Annotated in this window: 18 protein-coding genes and 1 tRNA gene; 13 read left to right on the top strand and 6 right to left on the bottom strand. The window is 64.5% G+C overall.

What is annotated here, in order from left to right:
* The first annotated feature begins 175 nt into the window (after positions 1-175).
* Positions 176-1777: a cisplatin damage response ATP-dependent DNA ligase gene (locus NKI47_RS15695; protein WP_352591291.1), complete on the top strand. Its 1602-nt coding sequence runs from the start codon at positions 176-178 to the stop codon at positions 1775-1777.
* A gap of 102 nt (positions 1778-1879) precedes the next feature.
* On the opposite strand, the gene NKI47_RS15690 is transcribed toward NKI47_RS15695, so the two are convergent.
* Positions 1880-3019 (bottom strand): hypothetical protein, encoded by a 1140-nt coding sequence (locus NKI47_RS15690; protein ID WP_352591288.1) that lies wholly within the window; start codon positions 3017-3019, stop codon positions 1880-1882.
* A gap of 353 nt (positions 3020-3372) precedes the next feature.
* On the opposite strand from NKI47_RS15690, the gene NKI47_RS15685 reads away from it, so the two are divergent.
* A tRNA-Thr gene (locus NKI47_RS15685) sits at positions 3373-3448 on the top strand.
* 36 nt (positions 3449-3484) lie between these two features.
* On the opposite strand, the gene NKI47_RS15680 is transcribed toward NKI47_RS15685, so the two are convergent.
* The 5 genes from NKI47_RS15680 to NKI47_RS15660 form a co-directional block, all read right to left on the bottom strand.
* Positions 3485-5080 (bottom strand): indolepyruvate oxidoreductase subunit beta family protein, encoded by a 1596-nt coding sequence (locus tag NKI47_RS15680; protein WP_352591285.1) that lies wholly within the window; start codon positions 5078-5080, stop codon positions 3485-3487.
* Entirely contained in the window at positions 5073-7226 is a 2154-nt protein-coding gene (locus NKI47_RS15675) for a thiamine pyrophosphate-dependent enzyme (RefSeq protein ID WP_352577497.1), read from the bottom strand. The genes NKI47_RS15680 and NKI47_RS15675 overlap by 8 nt, the downstream gene beginning before the upstream one ends.
* 42 nt (positions 7227-7268) lie before the next feature.
* Complete coding sequence (locus NKI47_RS15670; protein WP_023676846.1) at positions 7269-7748, bottom strand: MarR family winged helix-turn-helix transcriptional regulator; 480 nt, start codon at positions 7746-7748, stop codon at positions 7269-7271.
* Complete coding sequence (locus tag NKI47_RS15665; RefSeq protein ID WP_352591282.1) at positions 7748-9319, bottom strand: phytoene desaturase family protein; 1572 nt, start codon at positions 9317-9319, stop codon at positions 7748-7750. The genes NKI47_RS15670 and NKI47_RS15665 overlap by 1 nt, the downstream gene beginning before the upstream one ends.
* Positions 9320-9468: 149 nt before the next feature.
* Entirely contained in the window at positions 9469-10260 is a 792-nt protein-coding gene (locus NKI47_RS15660; RefSeq protein ID WP_352540480.1) for a cyclase family protein, read from the bottom strand.
* A 118-nt stretch (positions 10261-10378) separates the two neighbouring features.
* Here NKI47_RS15660 and NKI47_RS15655 point away from each other — a divergent pair, with 118 nt between their 5' ends.
* The 11 genes from NKI47_RS15655 to NKI47_RS15605 all read left to right on the top strand — a co-directional run bounded on the left by NKI47_RS15655 (position 10379) and on the right by NKI47_RS15605 (position 22371).
* Positions 10379-11953, top strand: coding sequence for a phytoene desaturase family protein (locus tag NKI47_RS15655; protein WP_352591279.1), 1575 nt, complete (start codon positions 10379-10381; stop codon positions 11951-11953).
* A 107-nt stretch (positions 11954-12060) separates the two neighbouring features.
* A complete protein-coding gene (locus NKI47_RS15650) occupies positions 12061-13587 on the top strand; it encodes an ABC transporter substrate-binding protein (protein WP_352591276.1) in 1527 nt (508 codons plus the stop codon).
* Between the two features lie 64 nt (positions 13588-13651).
* Positions 13652-14659 (top strand): ABC transporter permease, encoded by a 1008-nt coding sequence (locus NKI47_RS15645; protein ID WP_023676841.1) that lies wholly within the window; start codon positions 13652-13654, stop codon positions 14657-14659.
* Positions 14652-15500, top strand: a complete 849-nt coding sequence (locus NKI47_RS15640) for an ABC transporter permease (RefSeq protein ID WP_352570275.1) — start codon at positions 14652-14654, stop codon at positions 15498-15500. The genes NKI47_RS15645 and NKI47_RS15640 overlap by 8 nt, the downstream gene beginning before the upstream one ends.
* The gene (locus NKI47_RS15635) at positions 15497-16387 is read left to right on the top strand and encodes an ABC transporter ATP-binding protein (protein WP_352455070.1); all 891 of its coding nucleotides are present in this window, start codon (positions 15497-15499) and stop codon (positions 16385-16387) included. The genes NKI47_RS15640 and NKI47_RS15635 overlap by 4 nt, the downstream gene beginning before the upstream one ends.
* Positions 16380-17210: an ATP-binding cassette domain-containing protein gene (locus NKI47_RS15630; RefSeq protein ID WP_352591272.1), complete on the top strand. Its 831-nt coding sequence runs from the start codon at positions 16380-16382 to the stop codon at positions 17208-17210. Before NKI47_RS15635 ends, NKI47_RS15630 begins: the two co-directional genes overlap by 8 nt.
* 80 nt (positions 17211-17290) lie before the next feature.
* Complete coding sequence (locus NKI47_RS15625) at positions 17291-17890, top strand: VOC family protein (protein ID WP_352570271.1); 600 nt, start codon at positions 17291-17293, stop codon at positions 17888-17890.
* A gap of 143 nt (positions 17891-18033) precedes the next feature.
* Positions 18034-20328: a bifunctional salicylyl-CoA 5-hydroxylase/oxidoreductase gene (locus NKI47_RS15620; protein ID WP_352570269.1), complete on the top strand. Its 2295-nt coding sequence runs from the start codon at positions 18034-18036 to the stop codon at positions 20326-20328.
* Positions 20325-21098, top strand: a complete 774-nt coding sequence (locus tag NKI47_RS15615) for an SDR family NAD(P)-dependent oxidoreductase (RefSeq protein WP_352591269.1) — start codon at positions 20325-20327, stop codon at positions 21096-21098. The genes NKI47_RS15620 and NKI47_RS15615 overlap by 4 nt, the downstream gene beginning before the upstream one ends.
* Positions 21092-21562 (top strand): MarR family winged helix-turn-helix transcriptional regulator, encoded by a 471-nt coding sequence (locus tag NKI47_RS15610; protein WP_023676834.1) that lies wholly within the window; start codon positions 21092-21094, stop codon positions 21560-21562. Before NKI47_RS15615 ends, NKI47_RS15610 begins: the two co-directional genes overlap by 7 nt.
* On the top strand, positions 21559-22371 hold the full coding sequence (locus NKI47_RS15605) for an enoyl-CoA hydratase family protein (protein ID WP_023676833.1): 813 nt from the start codon (positions 21559-21561) through the stop codon (positions 22369-22371). The genes NKI47_RS15610 and NKI47_RS15605 overlap by 4 nt, the downstream gene beginning before the upstream one ends.
* The last annotated feature ends 18 nt before the right edge of the window (positions 22372-22389 follow it).

Here is a 22389-nt window from a genome sequence, read left to right as displayed (position 1 = left end):
ATCTCCCCCCCGAGGGGGGAGATCGGCAGCTTTGGTTTTGCCGCTCATCCTGCAACGTTGGAAATTGGCGAAAGCAGTCGCGACAGCAAATCTCCCCCCTTGAGGGGGAGATGTCCGGCAGGACAGAGGGGGGCGCGACAGAACGCAAGCCTTTCCCATTGGCGTCGCCCCTCCCATGAACCGCTTCGCCGAGCTTCTCGACCGGCTGGTGCTGACGCCGTCGCGCAACGGCAAGCTGACGCTCTTGACCGATTATTTCCGCAGCGTCGAGGATCCGGACCGCGGGCTGGCGCTGGCTGCCATCACCGGCGATCTGTCCATCGCCGCGGTCAAGCCGGCGATGCTGCGCACACTGGTGATCGAGCGCATGGATCCGGTGCTGTTCGGCTATTCCTACGACTATGTCGGCGACCTGGCCGAGACCGTGTCGCTGGTCTGGCCGCAGGCGCCGGTCGACATTGCGAACCACGAGCCGACGCTGGCCGAGGTGGTGGCGAAGCTGCAGGCGGCGAGCCGTTCCGACGGGCCGCAGGTGCTGGCCCGGCTGCTCGACAGCGCCAGCACTTCGGCGCGCTTCGCCATCATAAAGCTGGTCACCGGCGGCCTGCGCATCGGCGTCTCGGCGCGGCTGGCCAAGCAGGCGCTGGCCGATTTCGGCAAGGTCGAAATCGCCGAGATCGAGGAACTCTGGCACGGGCTGACGCCGCCCTATATCGGGCTGTTCGCCTGGCTGGAGGGTAAAGCGGAAAAACCCAGGAAGACGGCGCTGGCGCTGTTCAGGCCGGTGATGCTGTCGAATGCCGTCGGCGACGGCGACCTCGAAAAGCTCGACCCGGCCGACTACGCGGCCGAATGGAAATGGGACGGCATCCGCGTCCAGGCGGTTTGCGAAGGCGGCATTCGCCGGCTCTATTCCCGCACCGGTGACGACGTCTCCGGCGCCTTTCCGGATCTTGCCGAGGCTATGGATTTTTCAGGAGCCCTCGACGGCGAGCTTCTGGTCGGTGACCCCAGGCAGGCGACGGGCACGTTCTCGGACCTGCAGCAGCGGCTGAACCGGAAGAGCGTGTCACCCAAGATCCAGCAGCAATACCCCGCCTTCATGCGCTGCTACGATGCGCTGCAGATTGGTAACGAGGATTTGCGCGGACTTCCCTTCCGCGAACGGCGCGGCCGGCTCGAGGCCTTCGTCAGGACACTCGATCCGAGCCGCTTCGATCTGTCGCCGCTGGTCGAATTCAGCAACTGGCAGGCACTCGAGGAATTGCGCCGCAAGCCACTGCATCCGGTTATCGAAGGCGTCATGCTGAAGCGCTGGGATTCGCCCTATGTGGCCGGGCGGCCGAAGGGCCCGTGGTTCAAATGGAAGCGCGATCCGCACACGGTCGACGCCGTGCTGATGTATGCCCAGCGCGGCCACGGCAAACGTTCGAGCTTCTATTCCGATTATACATTCGGCGTCTGGTCCGGGCCGGAAGGATCGGAGGAGCTGGTGCCGGTGGGAAAGGCCTATTTCGGCTTCACCGACGAGGAACTGAGGCAGATCGACAAATATGTCCGCGACAACACGATCGAGCGCTTTGGCCCGGTCCGCTCGGTGCGTGCCGACCGCAGGAACGGGCTGGTGCTTGAGGTAGCCTTCGAAGGGCTCAACCGCTCGACGCGGCACAAATCCGGCGTCGCCATGCGCTTTCCGCGCATTTCGCGGCTGCGCTGGGACAAGCCGGCGGCCGAAGCCGACCGCATCGAGACGCTGCAGGCGCTGCTCGATAGTTAATGCATGTCGCGCAAAAAGTGTGCAGCGGTTTTGCGGTAACGACATGCATCAAAACAAGAACCTAAAGTGCGTCGCATGAGGCCGGTCCGAACGCGACGTGCTTTAGGGAACGACTGAAACGCGGATCTCGTAGATATCGACCGACTTGCCCTGCTTGTCGAAGTCGGAATTGATGGCGATGGTGCCGGCAGCACCCGGACGCTTGTCGGGAAAGCGCACGTCGAACAGATATTCATTGCGCTCGCGACCGACGGCATAGCGCTTGCGGCCGCAGTCGCCGAGTTCGCCGAAATTGCAGTCGACGGAAATCTGCGTCTCCTGCCCCTCCTCGGAGCGTGCGATGATGTCGAATGTGGCATGCTTGCCGGCTAGTCTTTCCAACACGCCTTGTCCGACGTCGAAGCTGATGGCCGAGCCGGATGCCCCCGAGCGGATGCGCAGGAAGGAACCGCTTTCGTCCTGGATGACGTCGGCCTTGGCGTCCGACGGTGCATTGACCTGCGTCGGGTCACCCGGCGAAAAAACGTTGATCCAGTCGCGCGCCTGGTCCTCCTCGCCCTGCTTTGGCGGCGAAGCGGTGTCGTCCGGCGTGAAATCTTCGCCATCGACCGTTGGCGGCGCTTCCGGTGGCGCTGTGTCGAGCTCGGTCGCCGATTTGAAGACGCCGGTCTGGTTGGCGAAATAAAGGCCGATGCCGGCGGCTGCGAGCAGCGTCACACCGAAAAAGATCGCGGTCAAGGGCAGGCGGCGCCGCCTCGCCCGCCGGTCGTCGCGGTCGGGCGTCACTTCCGCATCGTCGGTTTCGGTCGGAGCCGAAGCCCCCATGTCGATCACGGGCGCCTCGGCAACAGGCGCATCGGGCATGATGTCGGGGACGACAGGCAGGACGCGCGACCGGGGCGCATCGGCTTCGGGCGGCTCCGCCGGACCCTCAACGACGACATCGGGCGTGGGCTCGGCTTCGGCTTCAGCCGGAGGCTCCACCTCCGGTGCTGCCTCCAAACTGTCGGTCGGCGCGGCGACGTCGGCAACCGCCGGCAGGAATTCCGATTCGATTTCGGTGATCTTCGCCTGGACCGCCTTGCGGCGCTTGATGGCGACTTCCACGGTGACGTTTGGATTGGCCTGCAGGGCACGGTCGAGTGCCGCGAAAGCCGATCGATAGACCCGCTCGCGAAACGCCCGGTCGTCGGCATTGCCTTTCTCGAAGGCATTGCGGATCGCTTTTTCGATCGCGTCCAAGCGAATTCCCTCTGCAATTTCACTCACTTTGTCATGATCGTTAGCCGCAGGCGACCAATCAATCAACAAGCGAGCGGCCGCATTCTGCCTTGCCGAGGGGCACAAAGCTCATTTCGGTGATTTTCGGTAAAGGAATCAACATTTTTCGCTGATTTTCCGGTCACGGCCAACGTGGCGGTCGCGCGGCGTGCCGATGCGGCATCACGCGGCCAATGGTAGATCCGCGCGGCGACTGCCCTTGCGCCCGGCCGGAGGCGGCACGAATTGCCTCGTCCTGAAATCGCGACTGCCATCTTGAATTCGCGGCCGGTTGCGTCTATCACGCAGCCCATCCTGGAAGCTCGGCTTCCCGGGCCGCTTTAGCTCAGTTGGTAGAGCACATCATTCGTAATGATGGGGTCAGGTGTTCGAGTCACCTAAGCGGCACCAAAATTCTCGATGAATTAAACGGGACCATTTCACAGATCAACTTGATGGAACGTCGCCGTCGCCCAGCGACGCCACGGTCTTCAGCGCGCCGTCGAGCATGTCGCCCTTCTCGTCCTTCAGCGCGGCTTCGCGCAGGCGCCGGATCCAGTCTGCGGCGTCCGGGCGGCCCTTGACCAGGTCGAGCGCCGACAGCACCCGGTCGAATTTCGACTGCGCGCGGGCGTGGGTGTCGCTGTAGCCCTTGATCAGCCGGCGGCAGTTGAGGATCTCCGTGCCAAGCGCGTAGTCCTCGCCGACTTGGCCCAGCGCCAGCGCATACCAGCGCTCGAGATGCGCGGTCTCGATCTTGTGGCGCAGCAGCCGGCGGCGCCAGCGGCGCAGGCCGCCGATGAACCACAATGCGGCAAAGCCGGCAAAACTGTCGGTGCGGATATGGCGGCCGCGGTTGATGCGGCGGTCGAGGAAGGCGGCGAGCTTCGGCCGCGCCTCGATGTAGCTGCCGAGCCCGGCCGGCAGCGTGCCGCAGAATTCCTCGATGCGCGGATGGAAATATTCGGTCACCTGCAGGACTGAGCCTTGCTTGACACCAACCTCACGGCGTACGCGCTGGTCGCGCGTCGAGCGTGTCTTCAGATCGGCGACGCGGATCATGTCGTCGTAGCACATCGCGTTGGCCAGATGCTTGGCGGCGGCGATCGACAGCGCGTAGGCGTGTTCGGCATTGTCCAGGACGACCGCCCGGTCCAGCCGGTCGAGATACTCGCCGCCATAGGCGATGTCCTGGTAGTCGACGACTTTTTTCAGGCCGCGAAGCGCCATGTCGTGCACAGGTGCCGGCAACGCGGCGACGCGCGCCGCCAGTTGTTGCCAGCCCTTCAACAGGCTTTCCGGGCCGCTGACTTTTGTCGCCGCGCCCGAGCGGGTTTCAGCGGCCGCCGGCTGTGCAGTCTTGTCGCCCGAAGGCGCACTCGCGATGCCGCGCGCCCGATCGTAGGCGGCGCCGAAGGCGGCGAGGCTGGCCTTGACACCACGGCCGCCGGCACTGACCGCCTGCTCATAGCTTTCGCGACTGAACGGCAAGGCGTCGGAGCCGGCCAGCGCGCCGAGCAGGCTGGCCGAGATCATCGAGCCATTGTCGGCGGCGATCTTCTCCATGTCGAAGGCAATGAAGCGCTTGGCCGCGGCTTCCGCCGTGGCATGCACCTTCGAGGACGAAGCGAGGCCATCGCCGGGCTCGATCTTCTCCGAGACCGCGGCGATGCGGTGCGACGAGGCGATCAGCGTGGTGCGCTCGGGCGTGACGAAGCCGCGGATGATGGCGCGGCCGGCCTCCATCAGTTCGGCGGCAATCAGGATGTCGACGTCGCCCTGCGACGGCGACAGCGCGAAGACCGGCAGGCGGCCGGTGTCGCGGCACATTTCGACATAATAGATGGTGGCGCCGGTGCGCTGGGCGACGCCGGCGACCGAGGTCGATTGCGCGACGTAGCCGTTGCGCTCGGCGACGTCGGTGATCCAGTCGGCCAGCACGCCACCGCCCTGGCCACCGACCGCCAACACGGCAAGCTTGATGACGCGCTCGTCTTCGGGGGCGCCGGCTTTCGAGCGCGATGAGGGCACGGCGTCAAGCATCGGCGAATATCAGGCGCCGGCTTTCACGGCGCCGCTGCAAGAGACCGATCATGGCGCGGCGAGCGGCTTCAAGGAAACGGTCCCAGCGGCTCGGATTGTGCACGACATCGGCGCGGTAGAAGGATGGGCAGAGCACCGCCGCATCGGCGACCTCGCCGCAATTGCCGCAACCGACGCAGCTTTGGTCGATATGCGCCACCGGATCGTCGCGCAGGGGGTCGTCCAGCGACTTCACCGACAGCGACGGGCAGCCGGAAAGCCGCATGCAGGCATGGTCGCCGGTGCAGATATCTTCGTCGACGCCGAATTTCGGCTTGACTATGCGCGTCCCGCCCTTGATCGCCTTGTCGACCAGCGGCTTTTCGCGGCGCTGCCGGTTGAGCATGCATTCGGACGAGGCGACAATGACTTTCGGGCCCTTTTCGTCCGTCGTCAGCGCCTCGCGCAGCGTGTCTTGCATCTTGGTTACGTCGTAGGTGCGGTCGATGTGGCGCAGCCATTTGACGCCCATGCCCTTCACCGCCTCGGTGATCGGGTGCTTGGTCGACTTGGTCTTGTTGCCGGCGCGGGACGACAGGATGTCCTGGCCGCCGGTGGCGGCCGAATAGAAATTGTCGACGATGACGATGACGCCGTCGTTCTTGTTGAACACGGCATTGCCGATCGACGAGGTCAGACCGTTGTGCCAGAAGCCGCCGTCGCCGACGAAGGAGATCGAGCGGCGCTTGGCATCGGGCGAATTGAACGCCGAAGCCGAGGCCGGCCCCAGCCCGTAGCCCATGGTAGTGGCACCTAGCTCGAAAGGCGGCATGATCGAGAACAGATGGCAGCCAATGTCGGAGGCGATGTGGTGCTTGCCCAGCTCCTGCTCGACCAGCTTGGTGGCGGCGAAGATCGGCCGCTCCGGGCAGCCGACGCAGAAGCCGGGCGGCCGGCCCGGGACGACGTTGATCAGGTCGGCGGTGTCGAGCCCGTCGCCGATCTTGTTCGGCGCGCGGACCTCGCTTGGCAGCAGATGCGGGATGGTGGCGCGCAGGAACGATCCGATGCCGTCGAGCATCACCTGGCCGGTATATTCGCCGGCCATAGGCAGATGTTCCTTGCCGACGAGCCTGGTGCCGCGGCCGGCCTTGTGCAGCATCGCGGCAAAGGCCTGTTCGATGTAGTTGGGCTGGCCTTCCTCGACGACGAGGACGGCGTCCTTGCCTTCGCAGAAAGACAGGAACTCGTCGTCGACTAAGGGATAGACGGCGTTGAGCACATAGAGCGGCACGTCGGTGTCGCCATAAGTGTCGGCGAGGCCAAGCCGCTGCAGCGCCCGGATGACCGAATTGTACATGCCGCCCTGCATGACGATGCCGACCGAGCCGTGCTCCGGGCCGAAAAACTCGTTGATCTTGTTGGTGCGGATGAAATCCACCGCCGCCGGCCAGCGTTTCTGCACCTTTTCCTTCTCGTGCAGGAAGGACGCGGGCGGCAGCACGATGCGGCCGGTGTCGCGGCGCGGCGCCTCGAGCGCATCGGCCACAGTCATTGCCGGGCGCTTGTTGTCTTTGGCGATGAAATGGCCGTGGACATGGCAGCAGCGGATGCGGACCTGCAGCATGACCGGCGTGTTGGAAACCTCGGACAGCTCGAAGCCGTCCTCCACCGCCTTGACGATCGACGGCAGGTTCGGTCGCGGGTCGAACAGCCAGACCTGGCTCTTCATGGCAAAGGCGTGGCTGCGCTCCTGCATGATGGAGGAGCCTTCGCCGTAATCCTCGCCGACGATGATCAATGCACCGCCGGTGACGCCGCCGGAAGCGAGATTGGCGAGCGCGTCGGACGCGACATTGGTGCCGACCGTAGACTTGAAGGTGGCCGCGCCACGGATCGGATAGTGCACCGATGCCGCCAGCATGGCGGTGGCGGTCGCTTCCGAGGCGCTCGCCTCGAAATGCACGCCGAGCTCGCCCAGGATATCCTGCGCGTCGGCCAGCACGTCCATCAAATGGCTGATCGGCGCGCCCTGATAGCCGCCGACATAGCCGACGCCGCATTGCAGCAGCGCCTTGGTGATGGCGAGAATGCCTTCGCCGGAAAACTCCTCGCCGGCGCCGAGCCTGAGCTTTTCGACTTCCTTGGCAAAAGACCGTTCGGCCATTTTGGGCTCCTTCCGTTACCGCCCCGATGGCGGCGCGTAAGATCAGATGTCGTGCTTGCGAATGTTCTTCAGCATCTTCTGCAATGTCGCGATCAGCGCCGCGTATTCGGCATCGTCGACATCGTCGAACATTGCCTCGAAAGCGTCGTGCATGGCCGGCCAGGCGCGCGCGAATTCGGCGCGGCCATCGTCGGTCAGGAACACATGGCGGATACGGCTGTCGGTGACCCCCTGCTCGCGCCGCACAAACCCTTGCCCCTCCAGCGTGTCGAGCGTCCGGCTCAAGGTCGACTGCTCGATGACGGTATAGACCGAGAGATCGTTGACGGTGACGCCATCGGTGACCGACAGCACGGCCAGCGTGCGCACCTGCGGAATGGTCAGGCCCTGCCTGCGGAAATTGTCGCGCAAGGTGGCGTTGTAGCGGCCCATGATGCGGTTCATCAGATAGGGCGCGAATTGCTGCAGGCCGATCTGGCCCAAAGTCGAGATGCGCTGGCGCTTTTCAACCTTCTGTTCCATCACAGCCTCCCCGCCAGGAGAAAGCCGGAGCCGCCGCCCAAGCCAGCACCCGGATGGGTCGAGGCACCGATGTGGTAGAGACCCCTGACCCCGGTGGCGTGATTGCGGCTCGTCTTGAACGGCCGCCACAGAAACGACTGGTCGATAGCCGAGGAACCGCCATAGGGGTCGCCGCCGACCAGATTGATGTTCATCGCTTCCAGGTCGGCCGGCGAACAGGCGCGGCGTGCGATGACGCTGTCCTTGAACCCATCGATATGGCTGGCGAGGATCGCTTCGGCACGGTCGGCATAGGCTTCGCGCAGCGCCTCGGTCCAGCGACCGTCTGCCGGTGTTTGCAGTTTGCCGGCGGCATCGCCCTTGATATGCCGTGGCGCCTCGGGCAGTTGCAGCCACAGGACCGCCTTGCCGTCCGGGCAGCGCGATGGGTCGAGCGCGTGCGGCTGGCCGACGCACATGGTCGGCACCTCCGGCAGCATGCCGCGCACGGCTTCGTTGCAGGCCTTCGAGACGCCGTCGAGCCCCGGCGTCAGATGCAGCAGCGCGACCTTGTCCAGGCCCTCGCCGCGCCATGCTGGCGGCTTGTCCAAGGCATAGTGGATCTGGAAATTGCCCTTGCCGTAGCGGTATTTTTGCGCTGCCTCGACGTCGGCTTTCGGCGCCGCGTCGCCGAGGAGCCGCTCGTAGAGCTGCGTCGGCGTGACCGAGCAGATGACGCTCTTGTTCACGTTGATCGTTTCGCCCGAAGCCAGCCGCACGCCGGCGGCGCGGCCTCCGCTTTGGACAATAGCCGCGACGTCGGCGCCGGTGCGGATTTCGCCGCCACGTTCCCTGATCAGGGCTTGGAAGGCGGCCAGCAGATTCCTGGCACCGCCCTTGACGATCGGCGCGCCGGCCGCCTCAAGCGCGAAGGCAATGACCTTGGCGATCTGGCCGGAGAACGCGTCCTCAGGCCCGAGGCCGGCATGCAGCACCCAGGGCGCCCACAGCGCGCGCATGGTTTCCGACTGGTAGGTGCTTTCCAGCCAACCGCGCGCCGGCACCAGCGCGCTGCCGAGAAAGGCGGCAAGGCCACGCGGGCCGCGCCGCCAGGCCTCACCCGCCAGCAGCCTGGCCGTCGGGTAGGACCACAGGCTGCCACCGAGCAGTCCGAACAGCAGACCGGCGTTGCGCTCGATCTCGCCGACATCGTTTGCGTGCCGGTCGCCGTCGCCCGCGGCAAGCGCATTGATCGCCGCTACATTGGCGATACGATCGGTGCGCAGGACGGCATGGCTGCCGTCCGGGCGCAGCACGCCGGTCGGCGTGGAGGTGTTGCAAAACTCCAGGCCGTGCCGCGCCAGATCCTTGCCCAGCGCCGCATAGGCCGGCGAGGTGATGAACAGGACAAAGGTCGTCGCCATCACGTCGTGGATGAAGCCGGGCGCGGTGATTTCTTCGGTGCGCATGCAGCCGCCGATGCGGTCGTTGCGCTCGAGCACCAGCACCTTCGCCCCCTTGCCGCCAAGCATCGCCGAGCAGACCAGCGCGTTGATGCCGCTGCCGACGACGATGTGATCGGGAGCGCTCATCGATGCGTGCTCCTAGCCGGCAGGAGTTCAATTGCAGAGATTGGCGCTCTACGGCGCCGTAGAGCCGCAGCTTTGCAAGGCTGCCGCTCCCACTCCGTCACCACAGTGCCACTTCCGCACATGATCTTCTCCCGAAGACCGCAGCTACCCTATTGCCTTGGCACCAGCGCCAACGCGCGGATCGGGCTGCCGGTGCCGTGCTCGATCTTGAGCGGCGCCGCGATCAGGATCGCGCCTTTCGGCGGCAGCCGGTCGAGGTTGCAAAGGCTGGCGAGGCCGTAGCGGTTAGCCTTGTGCATCAGGCTATGCGCCGGGAACGGCGGCTCCATTCCCCCTGCTTTTCCAGCATCCGTGCCGATCGTCTCGCTGCCCCAGCCCTTGATGTCCTTGCTAATCAGATACTGGATGGCTTCGGCGGTCGGGCCAGGCGTGTGCGGTCCGGTCTCATTGGCGTTGAGGAACTCGGCTTCCGAGCCGTTGCGCTTATACCAGTCGGTGCGCATCACCACCCACTCGCCGGGGTTGATAGCGCCATGTTCGGCTTCCCAAGCCTTGATGTGATCGACGGTGAGCAGGAAATCGTGATCGGCTGCCGCTTGCTTCGAACAGTCGATGACGTTGACCGGGCCGACGAAGTTCTGCGCCGGAATGGTGTCGGTGGCGCCGTCCGGATAATCCTTGCCGGTGATCCAGTGGTTGGGTGCGTCGAAATGCGTGCCCGAATGCTCGCCGAGCTTGAGCCAGTTCCACGCCCACCACGGGCCATTCTTGTCATAGGCGGAGATGGCGTGGATCTCGATCTTCGGCGTGTCGACCGCCAGTTCCGGCGGCAGCTTGATCAGTGGCGTGTCGGGCCCGAGCGGCGCCGTCAGGTCGACCACCTGGATGGCGCCTGAAAGCAGCTGGCCGGCGACTTCGCCTAGAAGTTGTTGTGTGTCCATGGTCTCTGTTCCCTCTTTCTCGATGGTGCTGAAGGCTCTCGCGGCCCTTAATATCCTACTAGACGAAAACATATGCATCTGCAATTATCTTTAAGCATAAAGGAAAATGGGACGGGGCGTGAGCGAGTTCGACGCCATATTTGTCGGGGCAGGCCACAACAGTCTGGCATGCGCCGCGCATCTGGCGCTCAAAGGCTGGAAAACGGCAGTTTTCGAGCGTAATGCAAAGATCGGCGGCGCCGTCCAGACGCGCGAATTGACGCTTCCGGGCTTCCGGCACGATTTCGGCGCGATGAATCTCAGCCTGTTCGCCGGCTCGGCCTTTCACAAGAAATATGCAAATGAATTGAAAACCCACGGGCTGGAATTCGTGCCGGTGGCCGACTGTTTTGCCAGCGCCTTCCCCGACGGTCGCTGGTTCGGCGTCAGCAGCGACCTGGAAGAGACCGCCTCGCGCATGGCCGCTTTTTCCGACGCCGACGCACAGACATGGCGCCGTCTGGTTGCGGCATTCCCGGCGGAGGCCGAGCATCTGTTCCGGCTGCTGGGCTCGCCGATGAGCGGCCGTGCGCTCGCCGGCACCGCCTGGAACCTCTGGCGCAAGAAGGGTTTTGCCGGCGCGCTCGATACTGGTCGGTTGCTGCTTTCGTCACCCCGCGCCTGGCTCGAGGAGACTTTCCATTCACCGCATGTCCGGGCGACGCTCGCCACCTGGGGCATGCATCTCGATTTCGCGCCTGACATCGCCGGCGGCGCGGTGTTCCCTTACCTCGAATCCATGGCCAACCAGTGCTTCGGCATGGTGCTCGGCAGAGGCGGCGCCGACACGATTATCCGCGCTTTGTCGGGCATGCTCACGGCCGCCGGCGGCAAGATCGTCACCGGGGCTGATGTCGCCGAGATCACGGTTTCGGCCGGCAAAGCGACCGGCGTGCGGCTCGCTTCCGGCGAGACCCACACAGCCACCAAGGCCGTCATCGCCGGTGTCGCGCCCAAGGCGCTGACCGGGAAACTTTTGCCTAACGGATCGGGCGACACCGGCTTCGACACGGCCGTGAAAAAATTCCGCCACGCGCCGGGGACGTTGATGATCCATCTGGCGCTCGACGATCTGCCGGACTGGCGCGCCGGCGCCGAGCTTCGGCAGTTCGCCTATGTGCATCTGTCGCCGTCGCTCGATGCCATGTCGCGGACCTATCAGCAGGCGATGTCAGGCATGCTGCCGGACGAACCGGTGCTGGTCGTCGGCCAGCCGACGGCCGTCGATCCCTCGCGCGCGCCGGACGGCAAGCACGTACTTTGGGTGCAGGTGCGCATGCTGCCAGCCGAGATTGCAGGCGATGCGGCGGGCACGATCGCGGCGGCTCACTGGGACGAGGCTAGGGAGCACTACGCCGAGCGCGTCCTCGATATCATCGAGACCTATGCGCCCGGCCTTCGCCGGAAGATCCTTGGCCGCGCCGTGTTCTCGCCCATCGACCTCGAACGCGAGAACCCGAACCTTGTCGGCGGCGACCAGATCTGCGGCAGCCATCATCTGGCGCAGAATTTCCTGTTCCGGCCGGCGCGCGGTTACGCTGGCTGGAACACGCCGGTCGGCAATCTGCACCTGACCGGGGCGGCAACATGGCCCGGCGCCGGCACCGGGGCGGCGTCGGGCTTCATGCTCGCGCAACAACTTGGCGGGAGGTAGGCTCCATTTTTCATCTAGGGTGAAGGAGGACAAGGCGCGGTTGCCCAAGGAGCCTGAACCCACCGATTGACAACGACACCGCGCATAAAAGCAACAGGGGAACGACCATGACAATCAACAGACGAGAATTGCTCGGATATGGCGCGGCCGCACTTGGCGCCACGGCGCTCGGCCTGCCGCAAATCGCCAAGGCTGCCGGCGAACTGACCATCGCCTACAATGTCAATTTGCCGTCCTGGGACCCGACCACCGGGCCTTCGGCGGTCAACCCGACCATCCAGGGTCTCTACCAGTCGGTGTTCGACCAGTTCATCCCGCAGAAGCCGGATCTTTCTTTCGCGCCCGGCCTGCTCACCGAATGGGGCTGGAACGAGGGTCGCAGCAAGATCATGATGACGGTGCGCGGGGGCGTCACCTGGCATGACGGCTCGCCATTCACGGCCGAAGACGTGGTCTGGTCGCTGCAGCGGGCGGGCGATGAAAAGACCGGCAACCCGATCCAGTTCGTCTGGAAGAACGTCAACAACTTCAAGATCGACGGCAACAAGATCACCGGCGACGTCGTGCAATTCGACCCGGTGTATTTCAAGTGGATGTCGTTCCTGACCGGCTACATCATGCCGAAGGCCTATTACGAAAAGGTCGGCGCCGAGGGTTTTGAGAAAGCCCCGATCGGCACCGGGCCCTATATGGTCGACAAATTCGAGCGCAACGCCTTCCTGCGGCTCAAGGCCAACCCGAACTACTGGGGCGGCAAGCCGGCCTTCGAAAACGTAACCATCAAGTTCGTCACCGATGCGGCGAGCCGCGTCGCCGAGATCGAGTCCGGTTCCTCGCAGGTGACGCTGGAAATCCCCTATGAGGAATATGACCGCCTGATCGCCAAGGATGGACTTGCCGGCTCATGCAAGAACGTCTCCGACATCGGCATGATCTTCTTCAACGACATCGACGTGATGCTGGACAAGAACGTGCGCCAGGCGGCGGTGATGGCGGTCGACAAAAAGCTTTTGGTCGACCGGCTGCTGCGCGGTTACGCCCAGCCCATCGATACGCTGGAGACGCCGGAATACGAGGCCTACGATGCGTCGATCAAGGTGGAGCACAATCCGGACAAGGCCAAGGAACTGCTGGCCGCCTCCGGCTATTCGCCGGAAAAGCCGGTCAAGTTCACGATACAGACGACCAAGGGCTTCAAGCCCAAGGACTACGAGATGATCCAGGCGATCGTCGGCATGTGGCGCAAGGTCGGCATCGAGGCAACGATCGAGGTCTACGAGATCGCCAAGCACTACGAGCTGCGCGCCGCCGACAAGCTGGCGCCGGCGGCCTTCTACAATTGGGGCAATGCCATCGGCGATCCCACCACGTCGACCGGCTTTGCCATGTATGGCCCAAGCCCGCATTCGGTATGGGACAGCCAGGACCTGATCGACATGATCAATCCACTATGGGGCGAGAAGGACGAGGCCAAGCGCATTGCCGGCTGGAAGGCCGTCGACAAATACATCGCCGAACAGGCCTATGTGCTGCCGCTGATCCAGTATGCGCAGCCGATCGTGCATGCCAAGGGCGTCAATGTGGTGCAGCATGTGTCGGGCGCACTTCTGCCGGCGCTGATGAGCCCGGCCTGAGACAGTCTTCGGCTTGCCGCGCGCCGTCCGGAATGACGGCGCGCATTTTCCGCCACGGGCGACCATGCTGCTGCAAAGATTCCTGATCCGTCTTCTGACGATGGCGATCACGCTGTTCGGCGTGGCCGTCGTCGTCTTTATCGTCATCCGTGTCGCGCCGGGCGACCCGATCGCGATGATGCTGCCGCCCGGCGCGACCGATGCCGACATCGCTCGGCTGCGCGCGCTTTACGGGCTGGACAAGACCATCGTCCAGCAATTCTTCATCTGGCTGGCCGGTGTCGTCAGGGGCGATTTCGGCACGTCGATCTCACTGCGGCAGGACGTGCTTGGGCTGGTCTTCAATCGCCTCCCGGCCACGCTGGAACTCGCCATCGTCGCGCTTGTGATGGCGCTGGCGATCGGCGGCACGACGGCGATCCTCGGCGCGCGCGAACGCGGCACCGCGGTCGAAGCCGGCATCGACATTGCCAGCGGTGCGGCACTCTCGATTCCCGATTTCCTGTGGGGCCTGGTGCTGATCCTTCTGTTCGGCGTGCTGGTGCCTATCTTCGACATTTCTGGCCGGGTGTCGCCGCAGCTCGACCTGCCCTTCGCCACGCAATTCTATCTGTTCGAAAGCATCGTACGGCTGCGCTTCGACCTGACCAGGGACCTGCTGGCACACATGCTGATGCCGGCGATTGCGCTGGCGCTGCCACTGGCCGCGATCATCTCGCAGCTGCTGAAACAGTCGCTGAAGGAAGTGCTCGACCTCGACTACGTCGTGCTGGCGCGGGTAAAGGGCTTTTCGGAAACGCAGGTCATCCTGCGCGAGGCGCTGAAGAACGCGGCCCTGCCGACGCTGACGCTGGTCGGCGTGCAGTTCACCTTCCTGATCGGCGGCACGGTCATCGTCGAACGACTGTTTTCCTATGAAGGTCTCGGCAACATGGCGATCGATGCCGTCATCAACCGCGACCTGCCGCTGATCCAGGGCATCGTGCTGGTCTTCGCGCTGCTGTTTGTGCTGATCAACCTTGCCGTCGACATGATGTACGCCCTGCTCAATCCGAGGCTGCGCCATGGATGAGGCCCGCATTTCGAGACATGGCTCGCGGGCACGCCTGTGGCTGGCCGGCGGCTGGCTGCTGATTGCGCTGCTGGCCGCAATTTTTGCGCCGCTGGTCGCACCGCAGGACCCGCTGGCGCAGGATTTGATGCTGGAGCGCCTGCCGCCGTTCTGGCTCGATGGAGCCGAGCCCGGCTACTGGCTCGGCACCGATAGTCTCGGCCGCGATCTCCTGTCACGGCTGATCTTCGGCGCCCGCATCGCCTTCATCGTCGCCTTCGCCGCCGCCATCGCGGCCTGCCTGGTCGGCTCGACGCTCGGCCTGATCGTTGGTTATTTCGGCGGCTGGGCCGACCGCATCATCTCGCGCGTTGTCGATGTCTGGATGGCGTTTCCGCCGGTGCTGTTTGCCATCCTTTTGGTCGCCGTGCTCGGCACCGGCTTGAGCTCGGTCATCATTGCCATTGCCGTCATCGACTGGACGCGCTTCTGCCGGGTGATCCGCGCCGAGACCATGGGCCAGTCGCGCATGGATTATGTCGAGAACGCCCGCATCGCCGGCTACGGCCGCATCGGCATCATGCTGTGCGAGGTGCTGCCCAATGTGGTGCCATCGATCGTCGCGCTGCTGTCGCTGGAGATGGGCATTGCCGTCATCGTCGAGGCGATCCTGTCCTTCGTCAATCTGTCGATCTCGACCGACGACCCGACCTGGGGCGGCATCATCGCCGAGGGCCGCCTGTCGATCCATCAGGCTTGGTGGGTGCTGGTGTTCCCGCTGGTCACGCTGATCCTGACGGTGCTGTCGTTCAGCCAGTTTGGCGAGGGCCTCAGGGCACGTTTCGATCCGGTGCTGCGATGAACGCGCTGGCGAAACCCTGCCTCGACATACGCAGCCTTAGCGCGGTGCTGCCTAATGGCTTGCGCGTGCTGCGCTCGGTGTCGCTCGCCGTCGAGCCCGGCGAGGTGCGCGCGCTGGTCGGCGAGAGCGGCGCCGGCAAGACGATGATCGGCAAGGCGGTGCTTGGCGTGCTGCCTTCGAGCGTGCGCATCGTCGAAGGCGACATGCTGCTTGAGGGCGAGGACCTCGGCAAACTGCAGGCCAAGGCACGGCGCACCCTGATCGGCGCGCGCACGGCGCTGATCCCGCAGGATCCGCTGACCGCACTCAACCCGTCACGCCGCATCGGCCCGCAGATGACCGACCGGCTGGTGCGCATCCTCGGCTGGAGCGGCGAGAAGGCCGATGCACGCATCCGCCAATTGCTGGACGAGGTGCAAATCCGCGACCCCGAGCGTGTCCTCAAATGCTATCCGCACGAGCTGTCCGGCGGCATGCGCCAGCGCGTGCTGATCGCCGCGGCGTTTGCTGCCGAACCAAGGCTGATCGTCGCCGACGAGCCGACCACGGCGCTCGACGTGACTGTGCAGAAGCAGATCCTGCGGCTGATCGCGCAACTGCAGCGCGAGCACGGCACGGCGATCCTGTTCGTTACCCATGATCTCGGCGTCGTCGCCAAGATCAGCCAGAAGGTCTCGGTGCTCTATGCTGGCAAGGTGGTCGAGGAGGCCGAAACGGCCGCTCTCTTCGCCGCTCCGCAGCACCCCTACACGCGAGCTCTGATGGCCGCGACGCCACGCTACACCGATCCCTTCGCCTCGCTGAAGCCGGTGGACGAGGCGGTGCTGGCCGGGCTTGCTTCGGAGATCGCCGCCGCCGATCAGGCCTGGAGGCGCCCGCATGGCTGAGCCGCTGTTTTCCGTGCGTGGGCTGAAGGTCGCGCTGCCCGACATGACGCGCAAGCCGCTGATCGGCCGCGCGCCCTTGGCCGAGATCCTGAAAGGGCTGGATTTCGACCTGCCAAAGGGATCGGTGACCGGCATCGTCGGCGAATCCGGCTCCGGCAAATCGACGCTTGGCCGCGCCTTAGTGCGGCTTCTGGAGCCGAGCGCCGGCAAGGCCATCTTCGACGGCCGCGACATCACACATCTGCCTGAGGCCGAGCTCCGGCCGCTGCGCCGCAATCTGCAGATGATCTTCCAGGATCCGATGTCGTCGCTCAACCCGCGCCGCACCATCTTCAGCATCATCGCAGCACCGCTCAAGCAGAACGGGCTTGGCGACAACCTCAGGGATCGTGTCGCGGAGGCGCTTCAGCGCGTCGGCCTGCCGCAAGGCTTCGCCAGCCGCTATCGTCATGAATTGTCGGGCGGCCAGCGCCAGCGCGTCGGCATTGCCCGCGCGCTGGCGCTGTCGCCGAAATTCGTGCTGGCCGACGAAATCGTCTCAGGCCTCGACGTGTCGACGCAGGCACAGATCCTGACGCTGCTGGAAAAACTCGCCGCCGAAATGGGCCTGACCGTTGCCTTCATCAGCCATGACCTGTCGGTGATCCGGCGGCTCTGCCGGCAAGTGATCGTCATGCGCGAAGGCGCGATCGTCGAAGCCAGCGCGACCGACGCTTTGTTCGAGCAGCCGCAGCAGCCCTACACGCGCGATCTGCTCGCCGCCATTCCGCTGCCCGAGATCGATGATGCCTGGCTACTTCCCGCCGCAAAGGCGCCGGCATGAAACGCAATCCTATTCGCACGCTAAAGAGCGGGCCTCGGGCGTGCGGCCGGCAAAATGTCCCGCGATGGAGGATGACTGACATGAAGAATGCAATCCGCTACGCAGTGCTCATCGCCACCGTGCTGGGAAGCATCGGCACCGCTTACGCCAGTTCCATTCCCGGCATGCGTGGCCACGACCACACCGGCGTCACCGTCCCCGACATGCAGCAGGCGGTCGATTTCTTCACAGAAGTGGTTGGCTGCAAGAAGGCGATGTCGTTCGGCCCGTTCGCCGACGACAAGGGCACATTCATGCAGGATCTGCTGGGCGTCGATCCCAAGGCGGTGATCGAGGAGATCACCCTGATCCGCTGCGGACACGGGTCGAACATCGAGCTGTTCAAATACACCGCGCCGGACCAGAAGGACCTGACGCCTCGCAACAGCGACATAGGCGGCTTCCATATCGCCTTCTATGTCGACGACATCGCCGCCGCAAAAGCCTATCTTGACGGCAAGGGCGTCAAGACGCGGATGGGACCGCTGCCGGTTACCGAAGGCCCGGCCGCCGGCCAGACCATCCTCTACTTCCAGGCGCCCTGGGGCTTGCAGTTGGAAGCGATCAGCTATCCCAATGGCATGGCCTATGAAAAAGATGCGGAGACGGTGCTGTGGAGCCCGAAGAACCCGGAAAAATAGCCCGGGGCGTCCCTGGCCTGCGCAAGCCGACTGCCGGCAAGCTGGGTTTCTGGGGCGGATTGTTTCAATCCTGAAACTTCAAGCTTGAATTAATCCGTCTCAGGCGTAAACTCGACAAACAGAAGCGAAGAGGAGATCGCACGATGAAAGTTGCGGTTCTCGGCGGCGGACCAGCCGGGCTCTACTTTGCAATCTCGCTGAAGCTCAGGGATGCCGCGCATGAGGTCACGGTGTTCGAGCGCAACCGTGCCGATGATACGTTTGGCTGGGGCGTCGTGCTGTCGGCCGAAACGCTGGAGAATCTGACCAAAAACGACCCGGTCAGCGCCGTCTGGATCCGCAAGCATTTCGCCTATTGGGACGATATCGCCGTCATCCATGACGGCGTGCGCACGGTCTCGACCGGTCACGGCTTTTGCGGCATTGGCCGCAAGCGGCTGCTCACGTTGCTGCAGCGGCGCGCGCGCGAACTCGGCGTCAAGCTGGTCTTCGAAACCGACATCGCCGATCCCAAGCCATATATGGAGACGCACGACCTGGTTGTCGCCGCCGACGGGTTGAACTCGAAAGCGCGGAGCGCCTTCGTCGACGTGTTCAAGCCCGATATCGACATTCGTAGATGCAAGTTCGTCTGGCTCGGCACCCACCAGAAATTCGACGACGCCTTCACCTTCATCTTCGAAAAGACCGAGCATGGCTGGGTGTGGGCGCATGCCTACCAGTTCGACAGCGATACCGCGACCTTCATCGTCGAATGCAGCGAGCAGACCTGGCAGCGCTTCGGCTTCGGCGCGATGTCGCAGCAGGAATCGATTGCCGTCTGCGAGCGCATCTTTGCCCGTCATCTCGGCGGCCACGCGCTGATGACCAACGCCAATCATATCCGCGGCTCGGCGTGGATCAATTTCCCGCGCGTCTTGTGCGAACGCTGGTCCTACAAGAACCTGGCGCTGATGGGCGACGCGGCGGCGAGCGCGCATTTCTCGATCGGTTCCGGCACCAAGCTGGCGCTGGAAAGCGCGGTGGCGCTGGCCGACTATCTCGAGTCCGAGCCAGACCTCGAGGCCGCCTTTAGCAAATATGAGGACGCCCGCCGCACCGAAGTGCTGAAGCTGCAGTCGGCGGCGCGCAATTCGCTCGAATGGTTCGAGGAGGTCGAGCGCTATCTTGGCCTCGATCCGGTGCAGTTCAACTATTCGCTGCTGACGCGTTCGCAACGCATCAGTCACGAGAATTTGCGGCTGCGCGATGCCGAATGGCTGGCCGGCGCCGAGGAGTGGTTCCAGCGCCAGGCCGGCGCCGGGGGCAACAATCTGCGTCGCGCGCCGATGTTCGCGCCGTTCCGGCTGCGCGGCATGGCGCTGCAGAACCGCGTCGTCGTCTCGCCGATGGCGCAGTACAAAGCGGTCGACGGCTGTCCGACCGATTGGCATTTCGCCCATTACGCCGAACGGGCCAAGGGCGGCGCCGGTCTCCTCTACATCGAGATGACCTGCGTCAGCGCGGAGGGCCGCATCACGCCTGGCTGCCCCGGTTTCTATGCGCCCGAGCATGAGGTCGCCTGGAAGCGGCTGGTCGAGTTCGTCCATGCCGAAACCGAGGCCAAGATCTGCGCCCAGATCGGCCATTCCGGTGCCAAGGGGTCGACCAGGCTCGGCTGGCAGGGAACCGACGTGCCGCTGCCCTTAGGCAATTGGCCCGTCATGGCAGCGTCTTCCGTGCCGTGGTCGCGGGAAAACCAGGTGCCTAAGGCGATGGACCGCGCCGACATGGATATGGTGCGCGACCAGTTTGTCGCTTCGGCCGAGATGGCGGCGCGCTGCGGCTTCGACATGCTCGAAATCCACGCCGCGCACGGCTATCTCCTGTCCTCCTTCATCACGCCCTTGACCAACCGGCGCACCGACTCCTATGGCGGCTCGCTGGAAAACCGCATGCGCTACCCCTTGGAAATCTTTCATGCGGTGCGCGCCGCGTGGCCGGCCGAGAAGCCGATCTCGATGCGCATCTCCGCCAATGACTGGCTGGGCATCGAAGGCGTGACGCCGGCCGATGCCGTAGAGATCGCGCGGCTGCTGCATGAGGCCGGCGTAGACATCTGCGACGTATCGGCCGGCCAGACTTCGGCCGTGGCAAGACCGGTCTATGGCCGCATGTTCCAGACGCCGTTTTCCGATCGCATCCGCAACGAGGTCGGCATGGCGACGATGGCGGTCGGCAATATCTATGAGCCGGACCACGTCAACTCGATCCTGATGGCGGGCCGCGCCGATCTCGTCGCACTGGCTAGGCCGCATCTTGCCGATCCGTATTGGACGCTGCACGCGGCCGTCATGCTTGGCGATCGCGGCGTCAAATGGCCGGATCCCTATCTGCCCGGCCGCGACCAGCTCTACCGGCTGGCCGAACGCGAAGCGGCAGCGGGGTTGAAAGTATGAGTGCCGCGGCGACGATTTCGGGGCGTCATGCGCTGGTCACCGGCGGCGGCTCCGGCGTCGGCCGCGCGATCGCGCTGGCGCTGGCCGGCGCGGGCGTTGACGTGACCATCTGCGGCCGGCGCGTGGAGCCGCTTGCCGAGGTCGCCGCGGAGAACAAGTCCATCTTCGCCATTGCCGCCGACGTCACCGACGAGACGTCGATGGCGTCGCTCTACGAGGCCGCGGAAGCGACACGCGGAGCGTTCGACATCGTCGTTGCCAATGCCGGCATGTCCGGCAGTGCCCCGGCGCAGCGGACCTCGCTGGCAGACTGGCAGCGCACGCTCGACGTCAACTTGACCGGTACGTTCCTGACGGTGAAGCCGGCGTTGGCCGGCATGGCAGTGCGCAAGACTGGCCGTATCATCTTCGTCGCTTCCACCGCCGGACTGAAAGGCTATCCCTATGTCGCAGCTTACGTTGCCGCCAAGCATGGCGTCGTCGGCCTGATGCGGGCACTCGCCGTCGAGACCGCCAAGTCCGGCATAACAGTGAATGCCGTGTGCCCAGGGTTTGTCGAAACCGAGATGCTGGAGAGCACCGTCCAGCGCATCGTCCAAACGACCGGCCGCTCGTCCGAGCAGGCACGGACAAGCCTAGCCGCGACCAACCCGCAAGGCCGCTTCATCCAGCCGGAAGAAATTGCGGCCGCGGTACTTTATCTGTGTGGCGACGCCGCCCGGTCGATTACCGGGCAGACGATTTCGATCTCCGGAGGTGAGACATGGTAGCCGGTCCCCTGCCCGCCCCTTCCGGACCCGGCAAGGACCGCCTGCGGCTGTGGATACGCCTGCTGCGCGCCTCGCGCACCATCGAGGCCGAGCTGCGCGAACGACTGCGGCAAGAGTTCAACACAACGCTGCCACGCTTCGACGTGATGGCCGCGCTCTACCGCGCGCCGGAGGGCATGCTGATGAGCGATCTTTCGCGCTTCCTGCTGGTGTCCAACGGCAATGTCACCGGCATCATCGACCGGCTGGTCTCGGAAGGGTTGGTGATGCGGGCCCGACGCAATGGCGACCGCCGCACCTCGATGGTGCGGCTGACAGAAGAGGGATCGAAGATTTTCGCCGTGATCGCCGCCGCGCATGAGAAATGGGTCGGCGAGTTGCTGGGCAATGTGAGCGAGGATGAGGCGCGCCGGCTGACCGGCATGCTGACCTCCTTCCGCAGCAATTGGGAGGGACGGGAATGACGAAGCTGGCCGGCCGCAAGCCGAAGCATTTCCTCTGGCAGGTCGAAGGCAAGATCGCAAAGATCCGGCTCGATCGACCGGAGCGCAAGAACCCGCTGACCTTCGACAGCTATGCCGAATTGCGCGACATATTTCGCGACCTTGTCTACGCCGATGATGTCGATGCTGTGGTGGTCCTGCCCAATGGCGGCAATTTCTGCTCGGGCGGCGATGTCCACGAAATCATCGGCCCACTGGTCAAGATGGACATGAAGGCGCTGCTCGCCTTCACCCGCATGACGGGCGATTTCGTCAAGGCGATGCTGAATTGCGGCAAGCCGATTATTGCGGCGGTCGATGGCGTGGCGGTCGGCGCCGGCGCGATTATCGCCATGGCCTCCGATATCCGCATCGCCACGCCCCAGGCCAAGACAGCATTCCTGTTCACCCGCGTCGGCCTTGCCGGCTGCGACATGGGGGCCTGCGCGATCCTGCCGCGCATCATTGGCCAGGGCCGGGCCGCCGAGCTGCTCTATACCGGCCGCACGATGAGTGCCGAGGAAGGCGAGCGCTGGGGCTTCTACAACCGGCTGGTCGATACCGCAACGCTTGAGGCCGACGCGCTCGACATGGCCGCGCGCATCGTTTCCGGCCCGACCTTCGCCCATGGCATGACCAAGACGCAGCTGAACCAGGAATGGTCGATGGGTCTCGACCAGGCGATCGAAGCGGAAGCGCAGGCGCAGGCGATCTGCATGCAGACCCGCGATTTCGAGCGGGCGTACACGGCTTTCGTGGCCAAGGAGAAGCCGGTGTTCGAGGGAAATTGAGATGATCGCTTCCACGCT

Source organism: Mesorhizobium sp. M0633 (assembly GCF_040320645.1).
GTDB lineage: Bacteria > Pseudomonadota > Alphaproteobacteria > Rhizobiales > Rhizobiaceae > Mesorhizobium.
This window is presented reverse-complemented; position numbering and strand designations above follow the sequence as displayed.

Excerpts from the sequence above, each read along its gene's own strand:
- NKI47_RS15695 (WP_352591291.1), top strand. The coding sequence starts at position 176 with ATGAACCGCTTCGCCGAGCTTCTCGACCGGCTGGTGCTGACGCCGTCG.
- NKI47_RS15680 (WP_352591285.1), bottom strand. The coding sequence starts at position 5,080 with ATGCTTGACGCCGTGCCCTCATCGCGCTCGAAAGCCGGCGCCCCCGAA.
- NKI47_RS15675 (WP_352577497.1), bottom strand. The coding sequence starts at position 7,226 with ATGGCCGAACGGTCTTTTGCCAAGGAAGTCGAAAAGCTCAGGCTCGGC.
- NKI47_RS15670 (WP_023676846.1), bottom strand. The coding sequence starts at position 7,748 with ATGGAACAGAAGGTTGAAAAGCGCCAGCGCATCTCGACTTTGGGCCAG.
- NKI47_RS15665 (WP_352591282.1), bottom strand. The coding sequence starts at position 9,319 with ATGAGCGCTCCCGATCACATCGTCGTCGGCAGCGGCATCAACGCGCTG.
- NKI47_RS15660 (WP_352540480.1), bottom strand. The coding sequence starts at position 10,260 with ATGGACACACAACAACTTCTAGGCGAAGTCGCCGGCCAGCTGCTTTCA.
- NKI47_RS15650 (WP_352591276.1), top strand. The coding sequence starts at position 12,061 with ATGACAATCAACAGACGAGAATTGCTCGGATATGGCGCGGCCGCACTT.
- NKI47_RS15645 (WP_023676841.1), top strand. The coding sequence starts at position 13,652 with ATGCTGCTGCAAAGATTCCTGATCCGTCTTCTGACGATGGCGATCACG.
- NKI47_RS15640 (WP_352570275.1), top strand. The coding sequence starts at position 14,652 with ATGGATGAGGCCCGCATTTCGAGACATGGCTCGCGGGCACGCCTGTGG.
- NKI47_RS15635 (WP_352455070.1), top strand. The coding sequence starts at position 15,497 with ATGAACGCGCTGGCGAAACCCTGCCTCGACATACGCAGCCTTAGCGCG.
- NKI47_RS15630 (WP_352591272.1), top strand. The coding sequence starts at position 16,380 with ATGGCTGAGCCGCTGTTTTCCGTGCGTGGGCTGAAGGTCGCGCTGCCC.
- NKI47_RS15625 (WP_352570271.1), top strand. The coding sequence starts at position 17,291 with ATGAAGAATGCAATCCGCTACGCAGTGCTCATCGCCACCGTGCTGGGA.
- NKI47_RS15620 (WP_352570269.1), top strand. The coding sequence starts at position 18,034 with ATGAAAGTTGCGGTTCTCGGCGGCGGACCAGCCGGGCTCTACTTTGCA.
- NKI47_RS15615 (WP_352591269.1), top strand. The coding sequence starts at position 20,325 with ATGAGTGCCGCGGCGACGATTTCGGGGCGTCATGCGCTGGTCACCGGC.
- NKI47_RS15610 (WP_023676834.1), top strand. The coding sequence starts at position 21,092 with ATGGTAGCCGGTCCCCTGCCCGCCCCTTCCGGACCCGGCAAGGACCGC.
- NKI47_RS15605 (WP_023676833.1), top strand. The coding sequence starts at position 21,559 with ATGACGAAGCTGGCCGGCCGCAAGCCGAAGCATTTCCTCTGGCAGGTC.